The 17,710-nt window shown below is 66.9% G+C and carries 14 protein-coding genes; 8 read left to right on the top strand and 6 right to left on the bottom strand.

Translation table 11 applies throughout. The annotated features are described in order from the left end of the window. Window positions 1-70: 70 nt before the first annotated feature. On the bottom strand, window positions 71-2,293 hold the full coding sequence (locus AC1DRO_RS07295; protein WP_476950354.1) for an NADP-dependent isocitrate dehydrogenase: 2,223 nt from the start codon (window positions 2,291-2,293) through the stop codon (window positions 71-73). 245 nt (window positions 2,294-2,538) lie between these two features. Between AC1DRO_RS07295 and AC1DRO_RS07290 the strand changes: the two genes are divergently transcribed. After that, on the top strand, window positions 2,539-3,537 hold the full coding sequence (locus AC1DRO_RS07290) for a trypsin-like serine peptidase (protein ID WP_476950353.1): 999 nt from the start codon (window positions 2,539-2,541) through the stop codon (window positions 3,535-3,537). Between the two features lie 739 nt (window positions 3,538-4,276). Here the strand turns inward: AC1DRO_RS07290 and purH are convergent. After that, the gene (gene purH / locus AC1DRO_RS07285) at window positions 4,277-5,974 is read right to left on the bottom strand and encodes a bifunctional phosphoribosylaminoimidazolecarboxamide formyltransferase/IMP cyclohydrolase (protein ID WP_476950352.1); all 1,698 of its coding nucleotides are present in this window, start codon (window positions 5,972-5,974) and stop codon (window positions 4,277-4,279) included. A gap of 150 nt (window positions 5,975-6,124) precedes the next feature. Here purH and AC1DRO_RS07280 point away from each other — a divergent pair, with 150 nt between their 5' ends. Next, the gene (locus tag AC1DRO_RS07280) at window positions 6,125-7,477 is read left to right on the top strand and encodes an MFS transporter (protein ID WP_476950351.1); all 1,353 of its coding nucleotides are present in this window, start codon (window positions 6,125-6,127) and stop codon (window positions 7,475-7,477) included. Window positions 7,478-7,574: 97 nt separating this feature from the next. On the opposite strand, the gene purN is transcribed toward AC1DRO_RS07280, so the two are convergent. After that, the gene (purN, locus tag AC1DRO_RS07275) at window positions 7,575-8,150 is read right to left on the bottom strand and encodes a phosphoribosylglycinamide formyltransferase (protein WP_476950350.1); all 576 of its coding nucleotides are present in this window, start codon (window positions 8,148-8,150) and stop codon (window positions 7,575-7,577) included. Between the two features lie 39 nt (window positions 8,151-8,189). On the opposite strand from purN, the gene AC1DRO_RS07270 reads away from it, so the two are divergent. Next, entirely contained in the window at window positions 8,190-8,633 is a 444-nt protein-coding gene (locus AC1DRO_RS07270; RefSeq protein ID WP_476950349.1) for a hypothetical protein, read from the top strand. Window positions 8,634-8,652: 19 nt separating this feature from the next. Here AC1DRO_RS07270 and AC1DRO_RS07265 read toward each other — a convergent pair whose 3' ends face one another. Then, complete coding sequence (locus AC1DRO_RS07265) at window positions 8,653-9,972, bottom strand: cell division protein PerM (RefSeq protein WP_476950348.1); 1,320 nt, start codon at window positions 9,970-9,972, stop codon at window positions 8,653-8,655. A 220-nt stretch (window positions 9,973-10,192) separates the two neighbouring features. Here AC1DRO_RS07265 and AC1DRO_RS07260 point away from each other — a divergent pair, with 220 nt between their 5' ends. Beyond that, the gene (locus AC1DRO_RS07260; protein ID WP_253906807.1) at window positions 10,193-10,612 is read left to right on the top strand and encodes a DUF4383 domain-containing protein; all 420 of its coding nucleotides are present in this window, start codon (window positions 10,193-10,195) and stop codon (window positions 10,610-10,612) included. Between the two features lie 233 nt (window positions 10,613-10,845). Here the strand turns inward: AC1DRO_RS07260 and AC1DRO_RS07255 are convergent, their stop codons facing one another. Then, window positions 10,846-11,313, bottom strand: coding sequence for a cytidine/deoxycytidylate deaminase family protein (locus AC1DRO_RS07255; RefSeq protein ID WP_476950347.1), 468 nt, complete (start codon window positions 11,311-11,313; stop codon window positions 10,846-10,848). A gap of 148 nt (window positions 11,314-11,461) precedes the next feature. After that, window positions 11,462-12,766 carry an MFS transporter gene (locus tag AC1DRO_RS07250; protein WP_476950346.1) on the bottom strand — a complete coding sequence of 435 codons (1,305 nt, stop codon included), beginning with the start codon at window positions 12,764-12,766 and terminating at the stop codon, window positions 11,462-11,464. Between the two features lie 590 nt (window positions 12,767-13,356). Here AC1DRO_RS07250 and AC1DRO_RS07245 point away from each other — a divergent pair. The 4 genes from AC1DRO_RS07245 to AC1DRO_RS07230 all read left to right on the top strand — a co-directional run bounded on the left by AC1DRO_RS07245 (window position 13,357) and on the right by AC1DRO_RS07230 (window position 17,699). Beyond that, on the top strand, window positions 13,357-13,965 hold the full coding sequence (locus AC1DRO_RS07245; RefSeq protein WP_028277301.1) for a helix-turn-helix domain-containing protein: 609 nt from the start codon (window positions 13,357-13,359) through the stop codon (window positions 13,963-13,965). Between the two features lie 262 nt (window positions 13,966-14,227). After that, a complete protein-coding gene (locus AC1DRO_RS07240; RefSeq protein ID WP_476950345.1) occupies window positions 14,228-15,610 on the top strand; it encodes an FAD-dependent oxidoreductase in 1,383 nt (460 codons plus the stop codon). After that, window positions 15,607-16,872, top strand: a complete 1,266-nt coding sequence (locus AC1DRO_RS07235; RefSeq protein ID WP_476950344.1) for a CaiB/BaiF CoA transferase family protein — start codon at window positions 15,607-15,609, stop codon at window positions 16,870-16,872. The genes AC1DRO_RS07240 and AC1DRO_RS07235 overlap by 4 nt, the downstream gene beginning before the upstream one ends. Then, entirely contained in the window at window positions 16,869-17,699 is an 831-nt protein-coding gene (locus tag AC1DRO_RS07230) for an enoyl-CoA hydratase-related protein (RefSeq protein ID WP_476943931.1), read from the top strand. The genes AC1DRO_RS07235 and AC1DRO_RS07230 overlap by 4 nt, the downstream gene beginning before the upstream one ends. Window positions 17,700-17,710: the final 11 nt, after the last annotated feature.

The raw sequence follows: 17,710 nt of genomic DNA, 5'->3' as shown, positions 1-17,710 counted from the left end.
CGCCTCCCTTTCGGGAGGCGGGGCGTTCTGCGTGGCGACCTACCGCGCTGCCGGAGCGTTGAGGCTGGGACTACTTGGTCAGCGTCGCAAGCACTTCGCTGAACTTCGCCGAGGGGCGCATGACCGCTGCGACCTTGGCCGCATCCGGCCGGTAGTACCCGCCAAGGTCCACCGGGGAACCCTGGACGGCCAGGAGTTCGCCGGTGATGGTGTCCTCATTGGAGTTCAGCGCGTCAGAAACGGCGGCGAAGGCCGCGGCGAGCTCGGCGTCGTCGTTCTGGCTGGCCAGTTCCTGGGCCCAGAACTTGGCCAGGTAGAAGTGGCTGCCGCGGTTGTCCAACTCGCCGGCCTTGCGCTTCGGGGACTTGTCCTCCAGCAGGAACGTGCCGGTGGCGCGGTCCAGGGTGTCGGCCAGGACCTGGGCGCGGGCGTTGCCGGTGCTGGTGGCGAGGTGCTCGAAGCTGACGGCCAGTGCGAGGAATTCACCCAGGCTGTCCCAGCGCAGGTGGTTTTCCTTGAGCAACTGCTGGACGTGCTTCGGGGCGGATCCGCCGGCGCCGGTCTCGAACAGGCCGCCACCGTTGATCAGCGGCACCACGGAAAGCATCTTGGCGCTGGTGCCCAGTTCCAGGATCGGGAAGAGGTCGGTGAGGTAGTCGCGGAGCACGTTGCCGGTCACCGAGATGGTGTCCTCGCCCTTGCGGAGGCGTTCCACCGTGAAGGCCGTGGCCTCATCCGGGGACATGATGGCGATTTCCAGGCCCTCGGTGTCGTGGTCCTTAAGGTATTCCTCCACCTTGGCGATCATCCGGGCGTCGTGCGCGCGGCCCTTGTCCAGCCAGAAGACGGCGGGCGTGGCGGAGGCGCGGGCGCGGGTGACGGCCAGCTTCACCCAGTCGCGGATCGGCACGTCCTTCGTCTGGCAGGCGCGCCAGATGTCGCCCGGGGCAACCTTGTGCTCGATCAGCACGGTGCCGGCGTCGTCGACGATCTGGACGGTACCGGCGGACTGGATCTCGAACGTCTTGTCGTGGCTGCCGTATTCCTCGGCGGCCTGGGCCATGAGGCCGACGTTCGGGACGGTGCCCATGGTGGTGGGATCGAAGGCCCCGTGGGCGCGGCAGTCATCAACCACGACCTGGTAGATGCCGGCGTAGCTGCTGTCCGGGAGGACGGCGAGCGTATCGGCTTCCTGGCCGTCGCGGCCCCACATGTGGCCCGAGCTGCGGATCATGGCCGGCATCGAGGCGTCGACAATGACGTCGGAGGGCACGTGCAGGTTGGTGATGCCCTTGTCGGAATCGACCATCGCGAGTTCGGGGCCCTCGTTGAGGCCCTTTTCGATGGCTGCCTGGACGTCGCCGCGGATCTCCTCCGGCAGGTCCTCGAGGCCGTTGAGGATGGAGGCAAGGCCGTTGTTGGGGCTCAGGCCGGCGGCGGCGATCTGCTCACCGTAGGTGGCGAAGAGGTCCGCGAAGTAGGCCTTGACGACGTGCCCGAAGATGATGGGGTCCGAGACCTTCATCATGGTGGCCTTGAGGTGGGCTGAGAACAGCACGCCCTCGTTCTTGGCCCGGACAATCTGGGCTGCGAGGAACTCATCCAGGGCCGAGGCACGCATCACGGTGCCGTCGATGACCTCGCCGGCCAGGACCGGGAAGGCACGCTTGAGGACCTTGACGGTGCCGTCTTCCTTGACGAGCTGGATTTTGATGTTGGTGTCGGCCTCGATCACCACGGACAGCTCGTTCGAGCGGAAGTCGTCGGCGTCCATGTGGGCCACGTTGGTCTTGGACTCCGGCGTCCAGGCGCCCATGCTGTGCGGGTTCTGGCGGGCGTAGTTCTTGACCGAGAGCGGGGCGCGGCGGTCCGAGTTGCCTTCGCGCAGGACCGGGTTCACGGCGGAGCCCTTGATCTTGTCATAGCGGGACCGGATGTCCGTTTCCTCGTCCGAGGAGGGGTTGTCCGGGTAGTCCGGCAGCGCGTAGCCGTGGCCCTGGAGTTCGGCGATGGCGGCCTTCAGCTGGGGCACGGAGGCGCTGATGTTGGGCAGCTTGATGATGTTGGCTTCGGGCGTCTTGGCGAGGGCACCAAGCTCGGCCAGGGCGTCGCTGAGGCGCTGCTCTTCGGTGAGGTAGTCGCCGAACACGGCGATGATGCGGCCGGCCAGCGAGATGTCGCGGGTCTCCACTTCCACACCGGCCGTCGAGGCGAACGCCTCAATGATCGGCAAGAACGAATAGGTGGCCAGCATCGGCGCTTCGTCGGTGTGGGTATAGATAATCTTTGCCATTGCGCGGGCGTCTCCCTGAAGGTCTGGGTATTTCCGGAATCTTGTGTTATCTCAACACCCCTAACTTACCCGAGGTGCCCCCGTTGGCGCCTACCGGCGTCGTGCGCGGACGGATGAGTGACATCCCGACACGGCATAACAAAAATTGACAGGTTACTTTACAGGTTAGTCAAATTGCCGTAGTTTCGTTCCATCCAGCGGCCGCCAACAGCGGCCGCCCCCCTTTTCCACCGGTTAGGACACCCATGAGAACACCCAAGACTCTGGCCACCAGCCTGCTGACTCTTTCGGCCGCCGCGCTGCTGGCCCTGAGTGCCGCGGGGGCGGCCACGGCCTCCCCCGCACCGGCCAAGGCACCGGTTTCCACCTCCGATGTCGCCAGCCACACCGTCACCGAGACGGGCGCGGCCGATTACTGGACCGCGGAACGCATGCGCAGCGCCGTCCCCGGCGACGTCCTGGCCGACAGGGCCATGAAGCGCAGCGGCAAGGCCGCCGCGGCCAGGGGCCCGGCGGAAACGGGCGCGCCGAGCAAGGTCGAGGCCGCGGCTCCCAAGCTGCAATCCCAGACGCTCCAGACCAAGACCAATGCGAGCGAAACCCCCGTCCCGCACATCGGCAAGGTCTTCTTCACCCTCGGCGGGACGAACTACGTCTGCTCCGGCAACTCGGTCTCCTCCGGCAACAAGAGCACGGTCTCCACGGCTGGGCACTGCGTGAATGAGGGCCCGGGCGCCTTCGCCACCAAGTTCACGTTCGTCCCGGCGTACCTGAACGGCGCGGCCCCCTACGGCAAGTGGACGGCCAAGGCCCTCTACGCCCCCACCCAGTGGAGCTCCTCGGGTGACATGACCTACGACACCGGCTTCGCCGTCATGTCCACGCTCAACGGCCAGTACCTGAGCGACGTCGTCGGCGGCTCCGGGCTGCAGTTCAACGCCGCCCGCGGCCTGAGCTACAAGTCATTCGGCTACCCCGCCGCAGCGCCCTTCAACGGTGAATCCCTCAAGAGCTGCTCCGGCACCGCGACGAACGATCCCTACAACCCGCAGTTCAACACCCAGGGGATCCCCTGCAACATGACCGGCGGTTCCTCAGGCGGTCCGTGGTTCATCGGCACCAGCGCCGCCGGCTACCAGAACTCCATCAACAGCTACGGCTACGGCAGCAAGTCCACCACGATGTACGGCCCGTACTGGGGCAGCGTGATCCAGCAGGCCTACACCACGGCGGCCGCTTCCTGACCTGAGGGCACGGGAACCGTTCGCGCGGGGCCGCGCTCCTTTCGCGGGGGCCGGAGCGCGGGGCCGTTCGCGGGGCCGTTCGCGGGGGCCGTTCGCGGGGGCAGCGTTCGTGGGGGCCGTTCGCGGGGCCGGGCTCCGTTCGCGGGGGCCGTTCGCGGGGCCGGGCTCCGTTCGCGGGGGCAGCGCGGCCTGGCTTGTTTCCCCTGCCTACCCTGTTTACCCCAGCGCGGGGTCATTGCGTCCCATCTTCAGCAGTGGGGAGGACGCAGTGGCCCCGCGCTGGCTCTATCTGCGGCGGCGGATCGCCCCCGCCCGCTGGACATGCCCTCCGCTAACACCCAGGCCCGGACATATGCCCCATATGTCCGGGCCTTGGTGTTAGGAATGGACATGTCCTCCCGGGTGGCTTCTCGGCGCTTGGGAACGAATGAGCATGTCCCCCGGCCGGTCCAGGCAGCCCCGGGTCGCACGGGACATGCCCTCCCCACATTCCGAAGCCTGGACATATCCCCCATATGCCCACTCTTTGCCGCGAAAAATGAGCATGTCCCGCGGAAAGAATGAGCATGTCCCCGGCACTGGCCATCAGCCCACTCGATGGCACAAAAAATGGACATGTCCCCCGGATAGGGAGGGCATGTCCATTTTTTATGCGGGGGTCTCTTGGGGGTCTCTTGCGCTGGTCCCTTGTGCGCGAACCGCAGCCCGAGTGTAAGAGCCCTAACCGAGTGGGCGAGCCCTAGTGGAAGAAGTGGCGGGCTCCGGTGAAGTACATGGTGATGCCGGCGGCGTTGGCTGCGGCGATGACTTCCTCGTCCCGGACAGAGCCGCCGGGCTGGACGACGGCGCGCACGCCGGCGTCGACCAGGATCTGCAGTCCGTCGGCGAACGGGAAGAACGCGTCCGACGCCGCAACGGCGCCCCGGGCCCGTTCCGGTGCACCGGCGGCGCCTGGTTCTGCCTGAACGGCAGCCGCCCCGCCTGCACCCTCGACATCGGACTCCACGGTGACTCCGAGGGTGTTGGCGCGCTCGACCGCGAGCTTGCAGGAATCGAGCCGGTTGACCTGGCCCATGCCGATGCCGACGGCGGCACCGTTGTCCGCGAGCAGGATGGCGTTGGACTTCGCCGCGCGGCACGCGGTCCAGGCGAACGCGAGGTCGGCCAGGGTGGCGGCGTCGGCGGCGTCGCCCGCGGCCAGGGTCCAGTTCGCGGGGGTGTCGCCGTCGGCGTCGACCTTGTCCGTGGCCTGCACCAGCATGCCGCCGGAGACCTGGCGGAACTCGGTCGGGTAGCGGCCGTATCCGTCCGGGAGGGCCAGGAGGCGGATGTTCTTCTTCTTGGACAGGATCTCCACTGCCTCGTCGTCGAAGCCCGGAGCGATGACGACCTCCGTGAAGATGCCGGCGACGGTCCGTGCCATCCCGGCGGTGACGGTGCGGTTCGCGGCGATGACGCCGCCGAACGCGGACACGGGATCGCAGGCGTGGGCCTTGGCGTGGGCGTCGGCGATCGGGTCGGCCGCGGCCGCGGACCCCACGGCCACGCCGCACGGGTTGGCGTGCTTGATGATGGCGACGGCGGGCTCGGCGAAGTCGAAGGCGGCGCGCAGGGCGGCGTCGGCGTCGACGAAGTTGTTGTAGCTCATGGCCTTGCCGTGCAGCTGGTCGGCCTGGGCGATGCCGGCCGGGGCGGCCTTGTCCACGTACAGTGCGGCCTGCTGGTGCGGGTTTTCGCCGTAGCGGAGCACCTCGGAGCGTTCCAGGGCCAGGCCGGCGTAGGCGGGCCAGTCGATCACGCCGTCGCCGTCCTCGTCGCGGAACTGGCTGGCGGTCCAGGTGGCCACGGCGGTGTCGTAGGCCGCGGTGTGCGCGAACGCCTTGGCAGCGAGCCGGCGGCGGGTCTTCAGGTCAAAACCGCCCGAGGCGGCTGCCTCCACCACGGCACCGTAGGACGCCGGGTCCACCACGATGGTGACGGCGGCGTGGTTCTTCGCGGCTGAGCGCACCATCGCGGGGCCCCCGATGTCGATCTGTTCGACGACGTCGTCCGGCGCGGCACCGGACTTCACGGTCTCCACGAAGGGGTAGAGGTTGACGATGACGAGGTCGAACGGCTCGATCTCCATGTCCGCCAGGGTCTGCATGTGGGCCGGGACGCGGCGGTCCGCGAGGATGCCGCCGTGCACGCGCGGGTGCAGGGTCTTGACGCGGCCGTCCAGCATTTCCGGGGAGCCGGTGACTTCCTCGACTTCCTGCACGGGGATGCCCGCGGCGGCGATCTTCTTGGCCGTGGAGCCGGTGGAGACGATCTTGACGCCGGCGGCGTGCAGGCCCTGAGCGAGCTCCTCCAGACCGGTCTTGTCGTAGACCGAAATCAGTGCCCGGTGGATGGGAACTCGGTCGATGGATACACGGTCAAGCTGAGTGAAGCTCACAAAAGTCTCCGTCTTATATCGCGGCGGGGCCGCGGGTGGTGGGGATGCGGCAAGTTTATCGCGTCCCGCCGCCGGGCCCTCCCGCGCGCCGGAGTGTGAAGCACGCGCGGGCCGCGGCCCGGCCACGTAGAGTTTTCACAGGAGGCCAAGATGAACACGTACACCACTGTGCCCAGCGGCGAACAGGTGGTCCAGGAACTGCCGTGGCAGTGGAAGGTCCAAGGCCGGATCTTCCTGATCGGCGGGCTGGGCTTCATGTTCGATGCCTGGGACGTGACCCTCAACGGCATCCTCATTCCGTTGCTGTCCAAGCACTGGTCACTGAGCCCGGGCGATGCCGCCTGGATCGGCACGGCGAACCTCATTGGCATGGCCCTGGGCGCGTTCGTCTGGGGCACCATCGCGGACACCATCGGCCGCAAGAAGGCCTTCACCGCGACCCTCCTGATTTTCTCCATCTTCACCGTGCTCGGCGCCCTCTCCCCCGACTTCATGTGGTTTGTCGTGTTCCGGTTCCTGGCCGGGTTCGGCCTGGGCGGCTGCATCCCGGTGGACTACGCGCTGGTGGGCGAGTTCACCCCGCGCAAACAGCGCGGCCGGGTGCTCACCGCGATGGACGGCTGGTGGCCGATCGGCGCGGCCCTCTGCGGTTTTGTCTCCGCCGGGCTGGTCGCGGCCTTCGCGGACTGGCGGCTGACCATGCTGGTCATGGTGCTTCCGGCGCTGCTGGTGTTCTGGATCCGCCGCAGCGTGCCGGAATCCCCGCTGTTCCTGATCCGCAAGGGCCGCCGCGACGAGGCCGCCAAGGTGATCGACGCCCTGGTCCAGGCCACCGGCGCCGAGGCCCGCGTCTACAGCCTGCCGGCACCGCAGGATGCGCCACGCCTCTCGGCAGGGAGCGCGTGGACGCAGTTGCGCGCCCTCTGGCAGTTCAACTGGAAGATCACGACGGCGGCATGGGCCCTGTTCTTCAGCATCCTGCTCGTCTACTACCTGTCGCTGACGTGGATGCCGCGGATCCTGATCGGCGCCGGCTTCGAGGAGTACAAGGCCTTCCTGACCACGGCGTCGATGGCCGCCGTCGGACTCCTGGGCGTGGTGGTGGCCGCCCTGCTGGTGGAGCGGGTGGGCCGCAAGTGGATCCTGGCGATCACCGGCCCGCTGTCCGCGCTGACGCTGGTGATTGTTGCGATCGTGGTGGACATCCCCACCGCCGCCGTCTTCTGGCTCCTGGTGTTCGGCTTCGTGGTGCAGGTGGCCATCCCGGTGCTCTACACCTACGTCTCCGAGCTCTACCCCACGGAACTGCGCGGCTCCGGCTTCGGCTGGGCCTCGACGTTCTCCCGGCTCGGCGCCGGGTTCGGTCCGCTGATCTTCGCGGCCTTCCTGTGGCCGGAACTGGGGCTCGCGACGTCGTTCGCACTGGCTGGCGGCCTCGTGCTGCTCTCCGTGCTGTGGATGGCGTTCTTCGCCCCCGAGACGAAGCAGCGCCGGCTCGAGTAACGCGCCCACCACCCGATGCGCTATCACTTCAGGCTGTTCTGGGCGCTGATAGCCACCCCACGTGATAGCGCATCGCGGGAACCAGGCAGCGCCGAAATCAGGCGGGGGTGTGGTCCGCGGCGAGGGAAGCGAGCGTGGAGACCAGGAGTCGGCGTTCCACCACCTTGATGCGCTCGTGCAGGGATTCCTCGCTCTCGCCGTCCCCGACCGCCACGGCTTCCTGCGCGATGATGGGGCCCGTGTCCACCCCGGCGTCGGCCCAGTGCACCGTGCAGCCGGTGACCTTCACGCCGTAGGCCAGCGCGTCGCGGACACCGTGGGCGCCGGGGAAGGACGGCAGCAGCGCCGGGTGGGTGTTGAGGTACTTGCCGCCAAACGCGTCGATGAAGTCGGCGCTGACAATCCGCATGAAGCCCGAGGACACCACCACATCCGGGGCGAAGCCGGCGACGGCCTCGGTCAGGGCCGCGTCCCAGGCCGCCCTGTCCGGGTAGGCCTTGAAGTCCACTACAAACGTGGGAATCCCGGCGGCGGCGGAGCGTTCCACCCCGAACGTCCCCGGCCGGTCGGCGCCGACGGCGGCGATCTCGACGTCGAGCGCGCCGGACTTAACGGCATCGATTACTGCCTGGAGGTTGGAGCCGGTGCCGGAAACGAGGACAACAATGCGCATGGTCCTAGCTTATGGGGCCGCTCGCGTAGGCTGGAAAACATGAATCCCCCCACGGAATCCGGCAGCGGCCAGTCCGACCGGCAACCGGCCGGCCAGGCAGCACAAGATTCCGCGCGGCTGACGCACACCCTGTTCCGGCTGTTCGTCATCGCGGTGCTGGGCTCGTTCTTCGTCTTCCAGCTCGACGTGGGTTACGTGTGGCTGACGGCGCTGCTCACGGTGGCGGGGATTGTGCTGGGCATCGTGGTGCTGGTCCGGGCGGTGAAATACAAGGAATCGCGGCTGGTTCTGTACGGCGCGATCTCCGGGCTGGTGGCTTCGGCGGTGATGCTGCTGGTGGTCCTGGCCTCGACGCTGTTCTTCAACCAGATCCGCGATTACCAGCAGTGCGTCCGCTACGCCCTGACGCAGCAGGCAACCTCGGAATGCAGGACGCAACTGGAGAAGTCCCTGCCGACGCAACTGCCCACGCAGCTGCGCTAACAGCTGCACCCACTCCGCGCTAGCGGCTGCTGACCGTCTCCAGGTCTGCCTCGCGCAGCTTCTGCTGGCGTTCCAGCCACGGTCCGGCCGCGTAGCCGATCACGACGCCGATCCCGACCTCCGCGGCCACGAACAGTGCCGTGCGCAGCGGGTCGGGCCCGATCTCCGTCAGCCGACCGATGCCGGCCGAACCGCCGGCCAGCCAGGCGAGCCCCGCCGCGAGCAGCCCGGCGACGGAGCCGATCACCGCACCCAGCACCAGGGTGGAGGCGGCGGCGGTAAACCAGCGGGCCCGGATCTTGATGGACAGCCATTCATCGAAGTGGTTTTCGCCTTCGCGCAGGAACCACCAGCCGGCCAGCGCCCCGGCCAGCGCCGGCACCACCAGGGCCACGAAGCCGAAGTCGAGGGAACCGGCCGGCAGCGCGGCGAACACCGGAACGGACGGCAGCGGCCCGACGGCGGTCCCAAGTGGTCCGGCCAGCGACCCGACGCCCAGGGCGAACCCCGCGCCGGAGATCCAGCCCAGGGCAAAGACGACGAGGTTGGGCAGGAAGCCGAGCTGCACGATGGTGAGGACACCGCCGCCCATGGCGCCGGCGTCGAGCCCTTCATAAACGGCGACCACAAGGTTCCAGTGGATGAAGAGGTCGACGGCCAGCAGCGCGGCGGACATCGCCAGGCTCGCCATCAGCGCCACCGATCCGGCTTTGATGGCCGAGCCCAGGTAGGATCCGGCCCAACGCGAGTGCTGGCTGGTACGGGACAGCCAGGCCACGGCGTCGACGCCGATCAGCCGGCTCCACGACCCGGCCTCGCGGCGCGCACCCACCACCATGCCGAGCCCGAACGGGACGAGGGGAATGAACGCAGCGGCCCACAGGCTGATGCCGACGTCGGCCGTGCGGCAGACGAAGCCCGTCGCAATCCCGAATCCGGCATACGCCAGCCAGGAGCCGAGCAGCGCCTGCCAGAGCTGGTCCGTATATGAGGCGCGGGCAAGGCGCCGTCCGGCGCGCCAGGCGAGCAGGAACGGGATGAGGGCCAGGCCCAGCGGAATGAGCGAGAGCGTCCCGGATTCCGGCTGCGCGGCGGACCCGGCACCGGCGGTGTCCAGCAGCAGGGGCACGCCGTGGATCAGCAGCCAGGCCTGGCCGGCCAGGCGCGCCAGGACATCGAATCCGTCATGCTGGAATCCGGCCGTGGCCCAGACCATGACAATCGGGGCCACCACCACGAGGGCGGAAATGACGGCGGCCCGGGCGGACTCGAGGGCACCCTGCAGCCACAGGGGCATGGGAAGGCCACGTTGTCCGGTCTGATCAGCGCGCAGTTTCATCGAGATCCATGGTGCCACGGGCCCGGCACCCGGCCGGTTTCCGACAGGCACATTGGCCGGATCCGCCGGATTTGCCGTCGGGGGCCCCCGGCGCTTTTTGCACACCCCGGTCGTAAAATTGTAAATGTCCGCAATCAGTGGTTGGAGGCAGATAATGACTACCGCATCTCCTCATGCGCACGGCGTTCATTTTGGTCGGACAGATGTACAGAACGTCGGCATGGGTGCAGGTATCGTCCTGATCGTCGTGGGCATCTTGGGGTTCATCCCCGGCATCACTACGAATTACAGCGAACTGAGGTTCTTCGGGCCCGATTCCAAGGCCCTGTTCCTGGGCCTGTTCCAGGTGTCGATGTTGCTGAACATCGTTCAGCTCGCGATCGGCGCCACCGGCCTGACCATGTCCCGGACTGCCATGGGCGCCCGGAATTTCCTCATGGGCTCCGGTCTGCTGTACATCGTCCTTAGCATTTACGGTTTCATCGTCGGCGTGGATTCGGCGGCCAACTTCCTGTCGCTGAACACCATGGACAATTGGGCCTTTATGGTGATGGGCGTAGTAATGGCCGGCGCAGGCTGGCTGATGACAAGGCACCTGGAAGAAGACGTAAAGACCCGGTCATCAACCCCCGGGACATAGGGAGCCGCGAATGAGTAACGTTTCATAGTATTCAGAAAATTCGTACTACCTGCTGGTGCAGTGGTTTAGCGGAAACGCGGCCGCTGCACCAGCTTTCTGTGTGGCGTCTGGGGCTGCCCGACGGCGGAGCCTCCCGGCACGCCGGAAGGCCGGGACTTTGTGAGTCCCGGCCTTCCGTGATGCCCTGCCGCTGCCGTTGCCGCCGGTGATGATGCGGGTGCCGCGGCGGCTCGTTAGCTTGCGTGTTCCTGAACGCGGGGCGGAACAGTGTCCCATTCCGTTTCGGTGGCACGCATCCAGGGAAAGGGCAGCAGTTCCTTGATCCGGACCTTGCCCACCTCGCCCCCGGCATCGACCAGTACAGACGTCTCGGTTCCGTAAGAACGCAGCAGTTCCCGGCAGAGGCCGCACGGGTTGGTGACTTGGGGGTGTCCCTGCCCGTCCATGCTGACGGCTACCACGGAGTGGATTGCTGGCTCCTGGGCCATGCGGGCATTGGCGAGGGCGCTGGATTCGGCGCACACATTGATGCGCTTGGCGCCAAGGTGCAGTCCGAGATAGATGGCCCCCGATTCACCGCGCATGGCGGCCGCCACCCGGTGGTTCTCGCTGTGGTGGGCGGTGAGCAACAGCGCGCGCGCTGCCTCGTAAAGCTCCACGTCGGAGGCGTCGAGATCAAAGGAGATCACGTTTGCCTGCAAACCGTTTGTGTCCGGGCGACTGGCGTTCATGAGGGTTCCCACTTTCCGTTCCTGCTTACCGCTGTTCTTGCGTGCCTGTGTTCTGGCCTGGCTGTTTTGGTAACTGGCTGTTTTCGTGGCCGGCCGTGGTCGTGGCCGGCTGCGTGCTCTACCGGCCGATGAAGATGCCGTTCTTCTTCCGGGCGAGCAGGTAGAAGACGATGCTGAGCGCCGACAGGACGGCCACGTAAACGGGAAAGATCCAGGAGGCGTTCATGGACTGGAGCCAGACCAGGAGGTAGGAGGCCGTGCCACCGAAGAGGGCGACGCCCAGGCCGTAGCCGAGCGCGGTGCCGGCGCCGCGGCAACCCTTCGGCATCAGGGAGCTGGTGACCACGTTGTACAGCGTCATGTTCAGGACCAGCACAACCGAGCCGCCGAGGAGGACGGCCGCGAAGCCGGCGATGCCGGGCTTGACGTACATCAGCATCAGGAAGACGGACGGAATGGCCAGGGCACGGGTGATCAGGAACCACTTGGACATCGACTTGCCGTCAGCGACCTTGCTGATGATGAGGCTGCCGACAACCAGCACGACGCCGAGGATGGTGGTGAGCGCGAAGACGGCGGTTGCGTCCTCCTTGAAGCCGGTGCGGGCCGCCGTCGGGAGGCCGGTGTTCCAGGCGTAGTTGTAGGCCTGCGCCGCGCCGACGACGAAGGTGATGGCCAGGACGCTGAGCCAGTGCTTGCGCACTCCACCCCAGACGGTCTTGGCGGAGTTGTTCGCCAATTCTTCCGGCTTCATGGTTTCCGGAAGCGTCCGGCGAAGGTAGACAACGACGAAGCCGAAGGCCGCGCCGACGATGAACGGCACACGCCATCCCCAGTCGGCCATGACGGCCCCGCCGAGCATCAGGGACGAGAGGTAGCTGACCAGCGAGGCGAGCAGGATGCCTGCGTTGACGTAGAAGGAGATGATGCCGGCGACAAAGCCCTCGCGTCCTTCGGGGACGAGTTCGACGGCGTGGGCGGTGGACAGCGGAGCTTCGACACCGGTGGAGATGCCCTGAACGATGCGGCAGACCAGCAGGATGACGCCGGCCGCGGGGCCAATCTGGTCATAGGTCGGCGACACGGCAATGATCAGGGTGGTGATCGCCATCATCATGATGGACCAGAGCATTACCCGTCGTCGTCCGATCCTGTCGGCGAAGGTGCCGAGCAGGATGCCGCCCAGCGGACGGAACGCGAAGCCGACGGCAAAGACTGCGAGCGCGCTCAGCGTCGCGGCAACGGGGTCCTGCGACGGGAAGAACTTGGGTCCGATGAAGGCCGACAGCAGGCCGAAGACCATCCAGTCGTACCATTCCAGGGTGTTTCCAAGTCCAAGGCCGAGCAGTCCCCGGCGGACTTCCGGAGATAGCCGGGAGTTGCGGCCGGTCTCCAGGTCAGTCTTGACGACAGTGTCAGTCATGATTCCTTTTTCCTTCCCCCGCACTTTCGGGGTGCGTGAGGGTACGGATTGCCGGCGGGCACCCCTGTTGGGGTCGCCGGCAATCGAAACTATCGTTTGGCTTGGTCCGCGGGGCGGGACCGGCTCGCCACATGGGAGGCGAGTTAGCCCAGATAGCTACGCATGCCTCTTCGTAGCGCTTGAATGCAAACGGGCCATCCAGCTCGGCAACAAGGAACTGGTCCCTGGTGACCGGCCAACATCGTGCTCTGCGGATGGCTTGGCAGATGTCACGGCAGCTTTGCTTAAGGAAAGGAACGGGTTCGCGGGTCGGATGCACCTTCCGCCAGAAGGCTGTGCACCCTAACCTGTTTGAAGCGTTCCTGCCCAAAGTGTTGCGGCTCACACAACTATATTGAAGATCTTCACAGAGTCAATGGTTTTCGGAGAAGTCCCGTCCGCCCGCGGCAGGCCGGGCCCAGGCCGGGTGACAAAGTCCCACGTCAGGCGCAGATTCAGCCCGGAACCGCAAAAATATTTACTAAAACCTTGATTCGCTAAAAGTTTTCACTATAGTTATGTGTGTTAGCTCACCAAGAGAGAGTCGGAGCATGACCAACGAAATCGTCACGGGACATTCCCCCGCCGGCACAAGCGTCCTTCTTGCCACCGTCGGCAACAAGGTCCGCAACATGCGCAAGGACAAAGGAATGACCCTCGCGAAGCTCTCGGAAGTCACTGGCCTCAGCCCGGCGATCGTCAGCCAGATCGAACGCGGACTGGCCAATCCCTCTTTCACCACCTTGGCGCAGCTGGCACACGGCCTGGACATTCCGGTGGGGAAGTTCTTCCTCGGACAGGAGGAAACCAGGTCCCCCGTGGTCCGCAAGGCCGAGCGGCGGAACCTCAAGGGCGTCACCAAGAAGTCCGTCGGTGAAGCAGTCTATGAACTGCTCACCCCGGACCTCAACGGTGCGCTGGAGGCCCAATGGATCGTGAGTCCGCCAGGCCACGACACCAGCGCCACTCCTTTCCGGCACAGCGGCGAGGAATTCGGCATCGTGCTCTCCGGCCGGAAGGACATCTTCCTGGACGGCGAGAAGTACACCTTGGAAGAAGGCGATTCGATCACCTTCTCCTCGGATACGCCCCACTGGTACAAGAACAGCTACGAAGAGGTCTGCGTAGCAATCTGGGTTAACGCACCTCACGCGTGGTGATCCGCCGGCACTAGCCGCCGTCACCTTTCTCCAGTCCGGACGCCTCTTCTATACCGCAGCGTCCGCCGGAACCCTCCAATAGCCCGCACCACGGCCCGCAACGGGCCGCGATGCGTCATACCCTCTGCCGGGTCGATTTCGCGGTCAGCGTTGCCGCGTTACTGCCGGGCACCGTCTTCTACGTCACCGGCACCGTTCCAACGGCACCCGTTCCCACGGCACGCCTCTAACGGCACTTCGGCCGAAACAGTAAGGATCCCCCATGAACCCGTCCACAGCCATGTCGTCGCTGGAACTCAGCACCACCACGGCGGACCTCACCGCCCCCGTCATCTCCCGCTCCGACGTCCTCGTCGTCGGCGGTGGCCCCGCAGGCGTGGCCGCAGCCGTCACCGCGGCCCGCTCGGGCGCCTCTGTCACGCTGCTGGAACGCTACTCCTCCCTGGGCGGCCTCGCCTCCGGCGGCATGGTCCTGGTGCTCGATGACATGATCAACGGCCAGGAAATCACGGTCACCGGCATCGTCTCCGAGTACGTCGAGCGGCTGCAGAAGCTGGGCCTGGCGATCGTCCCGCCGGCCGATGACCGCAAGACCTCCGAGGAACTGTGGAACAAGTGGGGCCGCTACGGCACCTTCGACTTCCACTCCCACACCACCCCCAAGCCGGTCTGCTACGCCGCAGCCTTCGACCCGGACGGCTGGAAGCGTGTCTCCAACGACCTCGTCCGCGAGGCCGGCGTCAACCTGCGCCTGCACTCCTGGTTCTCCCGCCCCATCGTGGACAACGGCGTCATGAAGGGCGTCATCTGCGAGACCAAATCCGGCCCGCAGGCCTTCATGGCCGACGTCGTCATCGACACCACCGGCGACATCGACGTCGCCTCCCGGGCCGGCGCCAGCTACGTCAAGGACAGCTACCTCACCACGCTCGTCTTCCGCCTGGGCAACGTGGACACCAACGCCGCGGAGGCCTTCGAACAGGCCAACCCGAAGGAAGCCCGCGCCATCAACCGCAAGATCAAGCGCCTCCTCGGCGGCGCCTGGGAACTGTGGTGGCTCAAGACCCCCATCGACGGCGTCGTCTGGTGCAACGCACCCCACATGACCGGGTTCGACGGCGTCGACCCGGCGGACATGACGGCCGCCGAGTTCGCCGCGCGGGACCGCATCACCGAGGCCGTGGACTACGTCCGCGCCAACCTGCCCGGCTTCGAGAACTGCTACATGCTCGACGTCGCGTCCCAGATGGGCGTGCGCCAGACCCGCCTGCTCGAAGGCGAGTACGTCATGACGAAGGAAGATGTCACCTCCCGCCGCCACTTCGCCGACACCGTGGCCCGCGGCCGCGACTACTACTACCCCTTCCGCTCGCTGCTGCCCAAGGAAGTTGACCAGCTGCTCGTCGCCGGCCGGCACTACTCCGCCACCCCCGAGGCCCAGAAGATGTCCCGCGAGATCCCGCCCTGCATGGCCATGGGCCAGGCAGTCGGCGTCGCCGCCGCGCTGGCGATCCAGAACGGCACCCTCGTCCGCGACGTCTCCGCCCTGGACATCCAGCAGGGCATGCGCCGGCACGGCGCGGACCCGGGCGACGTCCCGTCGTCGAACGCCACCCTTGACGTGGACGCGGTGGTGGGGGCATGAGCACCGTCATCGACGACCTGTTCTCAGGCACAACGGCAGAAGGCACGACGGCGGCCGCCACGGAGGCACAGCCGGCTGGCACCCCGCTCCCCCTGGACGGCATCAAGATCGTGGACTTCACCCAGGTTTTCATGGGCCCGTCCTGCACCCAGCTGCTGGGCGACTACGGCGCGGACATCATCAAAGTGGAACGCCCCGGCGCCGGGGACATCTCCCGCAACTCGTTCCCGGACAAGGACGGCCAGGACAACCCGATCTTCCTGTCCATCAACCGGAACAAGCGCAGCATCTCGGTGGACACCCGCACCGATGACGGCAAAGCCGTCCTCCGCCGGCTGCTCGCCGACGCGGACGTCGTGGTCAGCAACTTCCGCTCCGGCGTCATGGAGCGGATGGGCTTCGGCTACGAGGACCTGAAGGAGCAGAACCCGGGCATCATCTGGGCCTCCGGCACCGGATTCGGCCCCGAGGGCCCCTACTCGCACAAGGGCGGCCAGGACGCGATCGCCCAGGCCTACTCCGGCGTCATGTGGCGGCGCGAGTCGGATGACATGAAGCCGGCCATTTACCCCACTACGCTGTGCGACTACATCACGGGCATGCACCTCATGCAGGGCATCCTGCTGGCACTGCGCACCCGCGAGTCCGCCGGCGTCGGGCAGAAGGTGGAGGTGACCATGTACGACTCCATGCTGCACCTGCAGATGCAGGAGGCCTGCATGCAGCTCAACCGCGGCTACGAGGTCAACTGGGGCGCCATGCCGCTCAGCGGCGTCTTTGAAACCACCGACGGCGCCGTCTGCATGGTGGGCGGCTTCACCCCGGACCCGCTGCTGCGCATTTCCGAGGCCCTGGGCCTGGACGAGGACCTCACGCTGCGGCCCGAGTTCGCCAACCTCGAACAGCAGTTCAAGCACAAGCCGGCACTGCAGGCGATCTTCCGCGAGCGCATGGCCACCAACACCACCGAATACTGGACCTCCCGGCTCGAAGACCAGGGGCTGCTCAACGCCCCGGTGCACACCCTGGAGCAGACCCTGGCCGATGCGCAGACACACGCCAACAACATGATCGTCGAGGCAGAACACCCCGGCGTCGGCACCGTGAAGATGCTCAACGCGCCCATCCGGCTCTCCGCCACCCCGCCCACCATCCGCCGGGTGGCCCCGCGCCTCGGCGAACACAACGTCGAGGTGCTGCTGGAGAACGGCTTCGACGCCGAGACCATCGAGCGCCTGCAGCAGCTGGGGGTCCTTCGGTGACCGCCGTTTCAGAGGCCGGGACGACCGCCTCAGTTCCCACCGCCGTTGACCAGGTCACCCTGACCATCGAGAACCACGTCGCCACCGTGGTCATCGACCGCCAGCATGTGCTCAACGCCGTCGACGGCGGCGCGCAGGCCCGGCTCAACGAGATCTGGGACCAGCTCGAAGCCGATCCGGACGTCCGCGCCGTGGTCATCACCGGCGCCGGAACCCGGGCCTTCTGCGTCGGCGCGGACATGTCCGCCTCCGCCGTGGACAAGACCGGGCTCGAATACTGGGCGGGCCTGGACCCGAACGGCTTCGGCGGGCTCAGCCTGCGCACCACGCTGGACATCCCGGTGATCGCCCGGGTCAACGGTTATGCGCTCGGCGGCGGCATGGAGATCGTGCTCGGCGCGGACATCGTGATCGCCGCGGACACGGCCCGCTTCGGGCTGACGGAACCGCGCGTGGGGCGTCTGGCGCTCGACGGCGGCATCCACCAGCTGGTGCGCCGGATCCCGTACACCCAGGCAATGGGCATGCTCCTGACCGGGCGGAAGGCCGAGGCCACAGAGATGCAGTCCATGGGCCTGGTCAATGAGGTGGTCCCCGCGGACCAGCTCGACGCCGCGGTACAGCGCTGGGTGGACCAGATCCTCGCCTGCGCCCCCACCTCGGTCCGGGCGGTCAAGCAGATGGTCACGCAGACCGCGCACCTGACCGCCACCGAGGCCCGCGGCCTCCGGCTCCCCGCCCTCATGGCGGCGCTGGACAGCGAAGACTCCGCCGAGGGCGTCCGCGCCTTCCAGGAGAAGCGCGCGCCTCACTGGCCGGGCCGCTAGCCGTTCCGCGG

The sequence above is a fragment of the Arthrobacter sp. P4_F11 genome, from assembly GCF_056401395.1.
The sequence above is the reverse complement of the archived record's forward strand: the minus strand, read 5'-3'. Positions and strand labels throughout refer to the sequence as shown.

Bases quoted from the DNA above. Each gene is read 5' to 3' on its own strand.
- AC1DRO_RS07295 (WP_476950354.1), bottom strand. From the start codon at position 2,293: ATGGCAAAGATTATCTATACCCACACCGACGAAGCGCCGATGCTGGCC.
- AC1DRO_RS07290 (WP_476950353.1), top strand. From the start codon at position 2,539: ATGAGAACACCCAAGACTCTGGCCACCAGCCTGCTGACTCTTTCGGCC.
- AC1DRO_RS07280 (WP_476950351.1), top strand. From the start codon at position 6,125: ATGAACACGTACACCACTGTGCCCAGCGGCGAACAGGTGGTCCAGGAA.
- purN (WP_476950350.1), bottom strand. From the start codon at position 8,150: ATGCGCATTGTTGTCCTCGTTTCCGGCACCGGCTCCAACCTCCAGGCA.
- AC1DRO_RS07270 (WP_476950349.1), top strand. From the start codon at position 8,190: ATGAATCCCCCCACGGAATCCGGCAGCGGCCAGTCCGACCGGCAACCG.
- AC1DRO_RS07265 (WP_476950348.1), bottom strand. From the start codon at position 9,972: ATGAAACTGCGCGCTGATCAGACCGGACAACGTGGCCTTCCCATGCCC.
- AC1DRO_RS07260 (WP_253906807.1), top strand. From the start codon at position 10,193: ATGGGTGCAGGTATCGTCCTGATCGTCGTGGGCATCTTGGGGTTCATC.
- AC1DRO_RS07250 (WP_476950346.1), bottom strand. From the start codon at position 12,766: ATGACTGACACTGTCGTCAAGACTGACCTGGAGACCGGCCGCAACTCC.
- AC1DRO_RS07245 (WP_028277301.1), top strand. From the start codon at position 13,357: ATGACCAACGAAATCGTCACGGGACATTCCCCCGCCGGCACAAGCGTC.
- AC1DRO_RS07240 (WP_476950345.1), top strand. From the start codon at position 14,228: ATGAACCCGTCCACAGCCATGTCGTCGCTGGAACTCAGCACCACCACG.
- AC1DRO_RS07235 (WP_476950344.1), top strand. From the start codon at position 15,607: ATGAGCACCGTCATCGACGACCTGTTCTCAGGCACAACGGCAGAAGGC.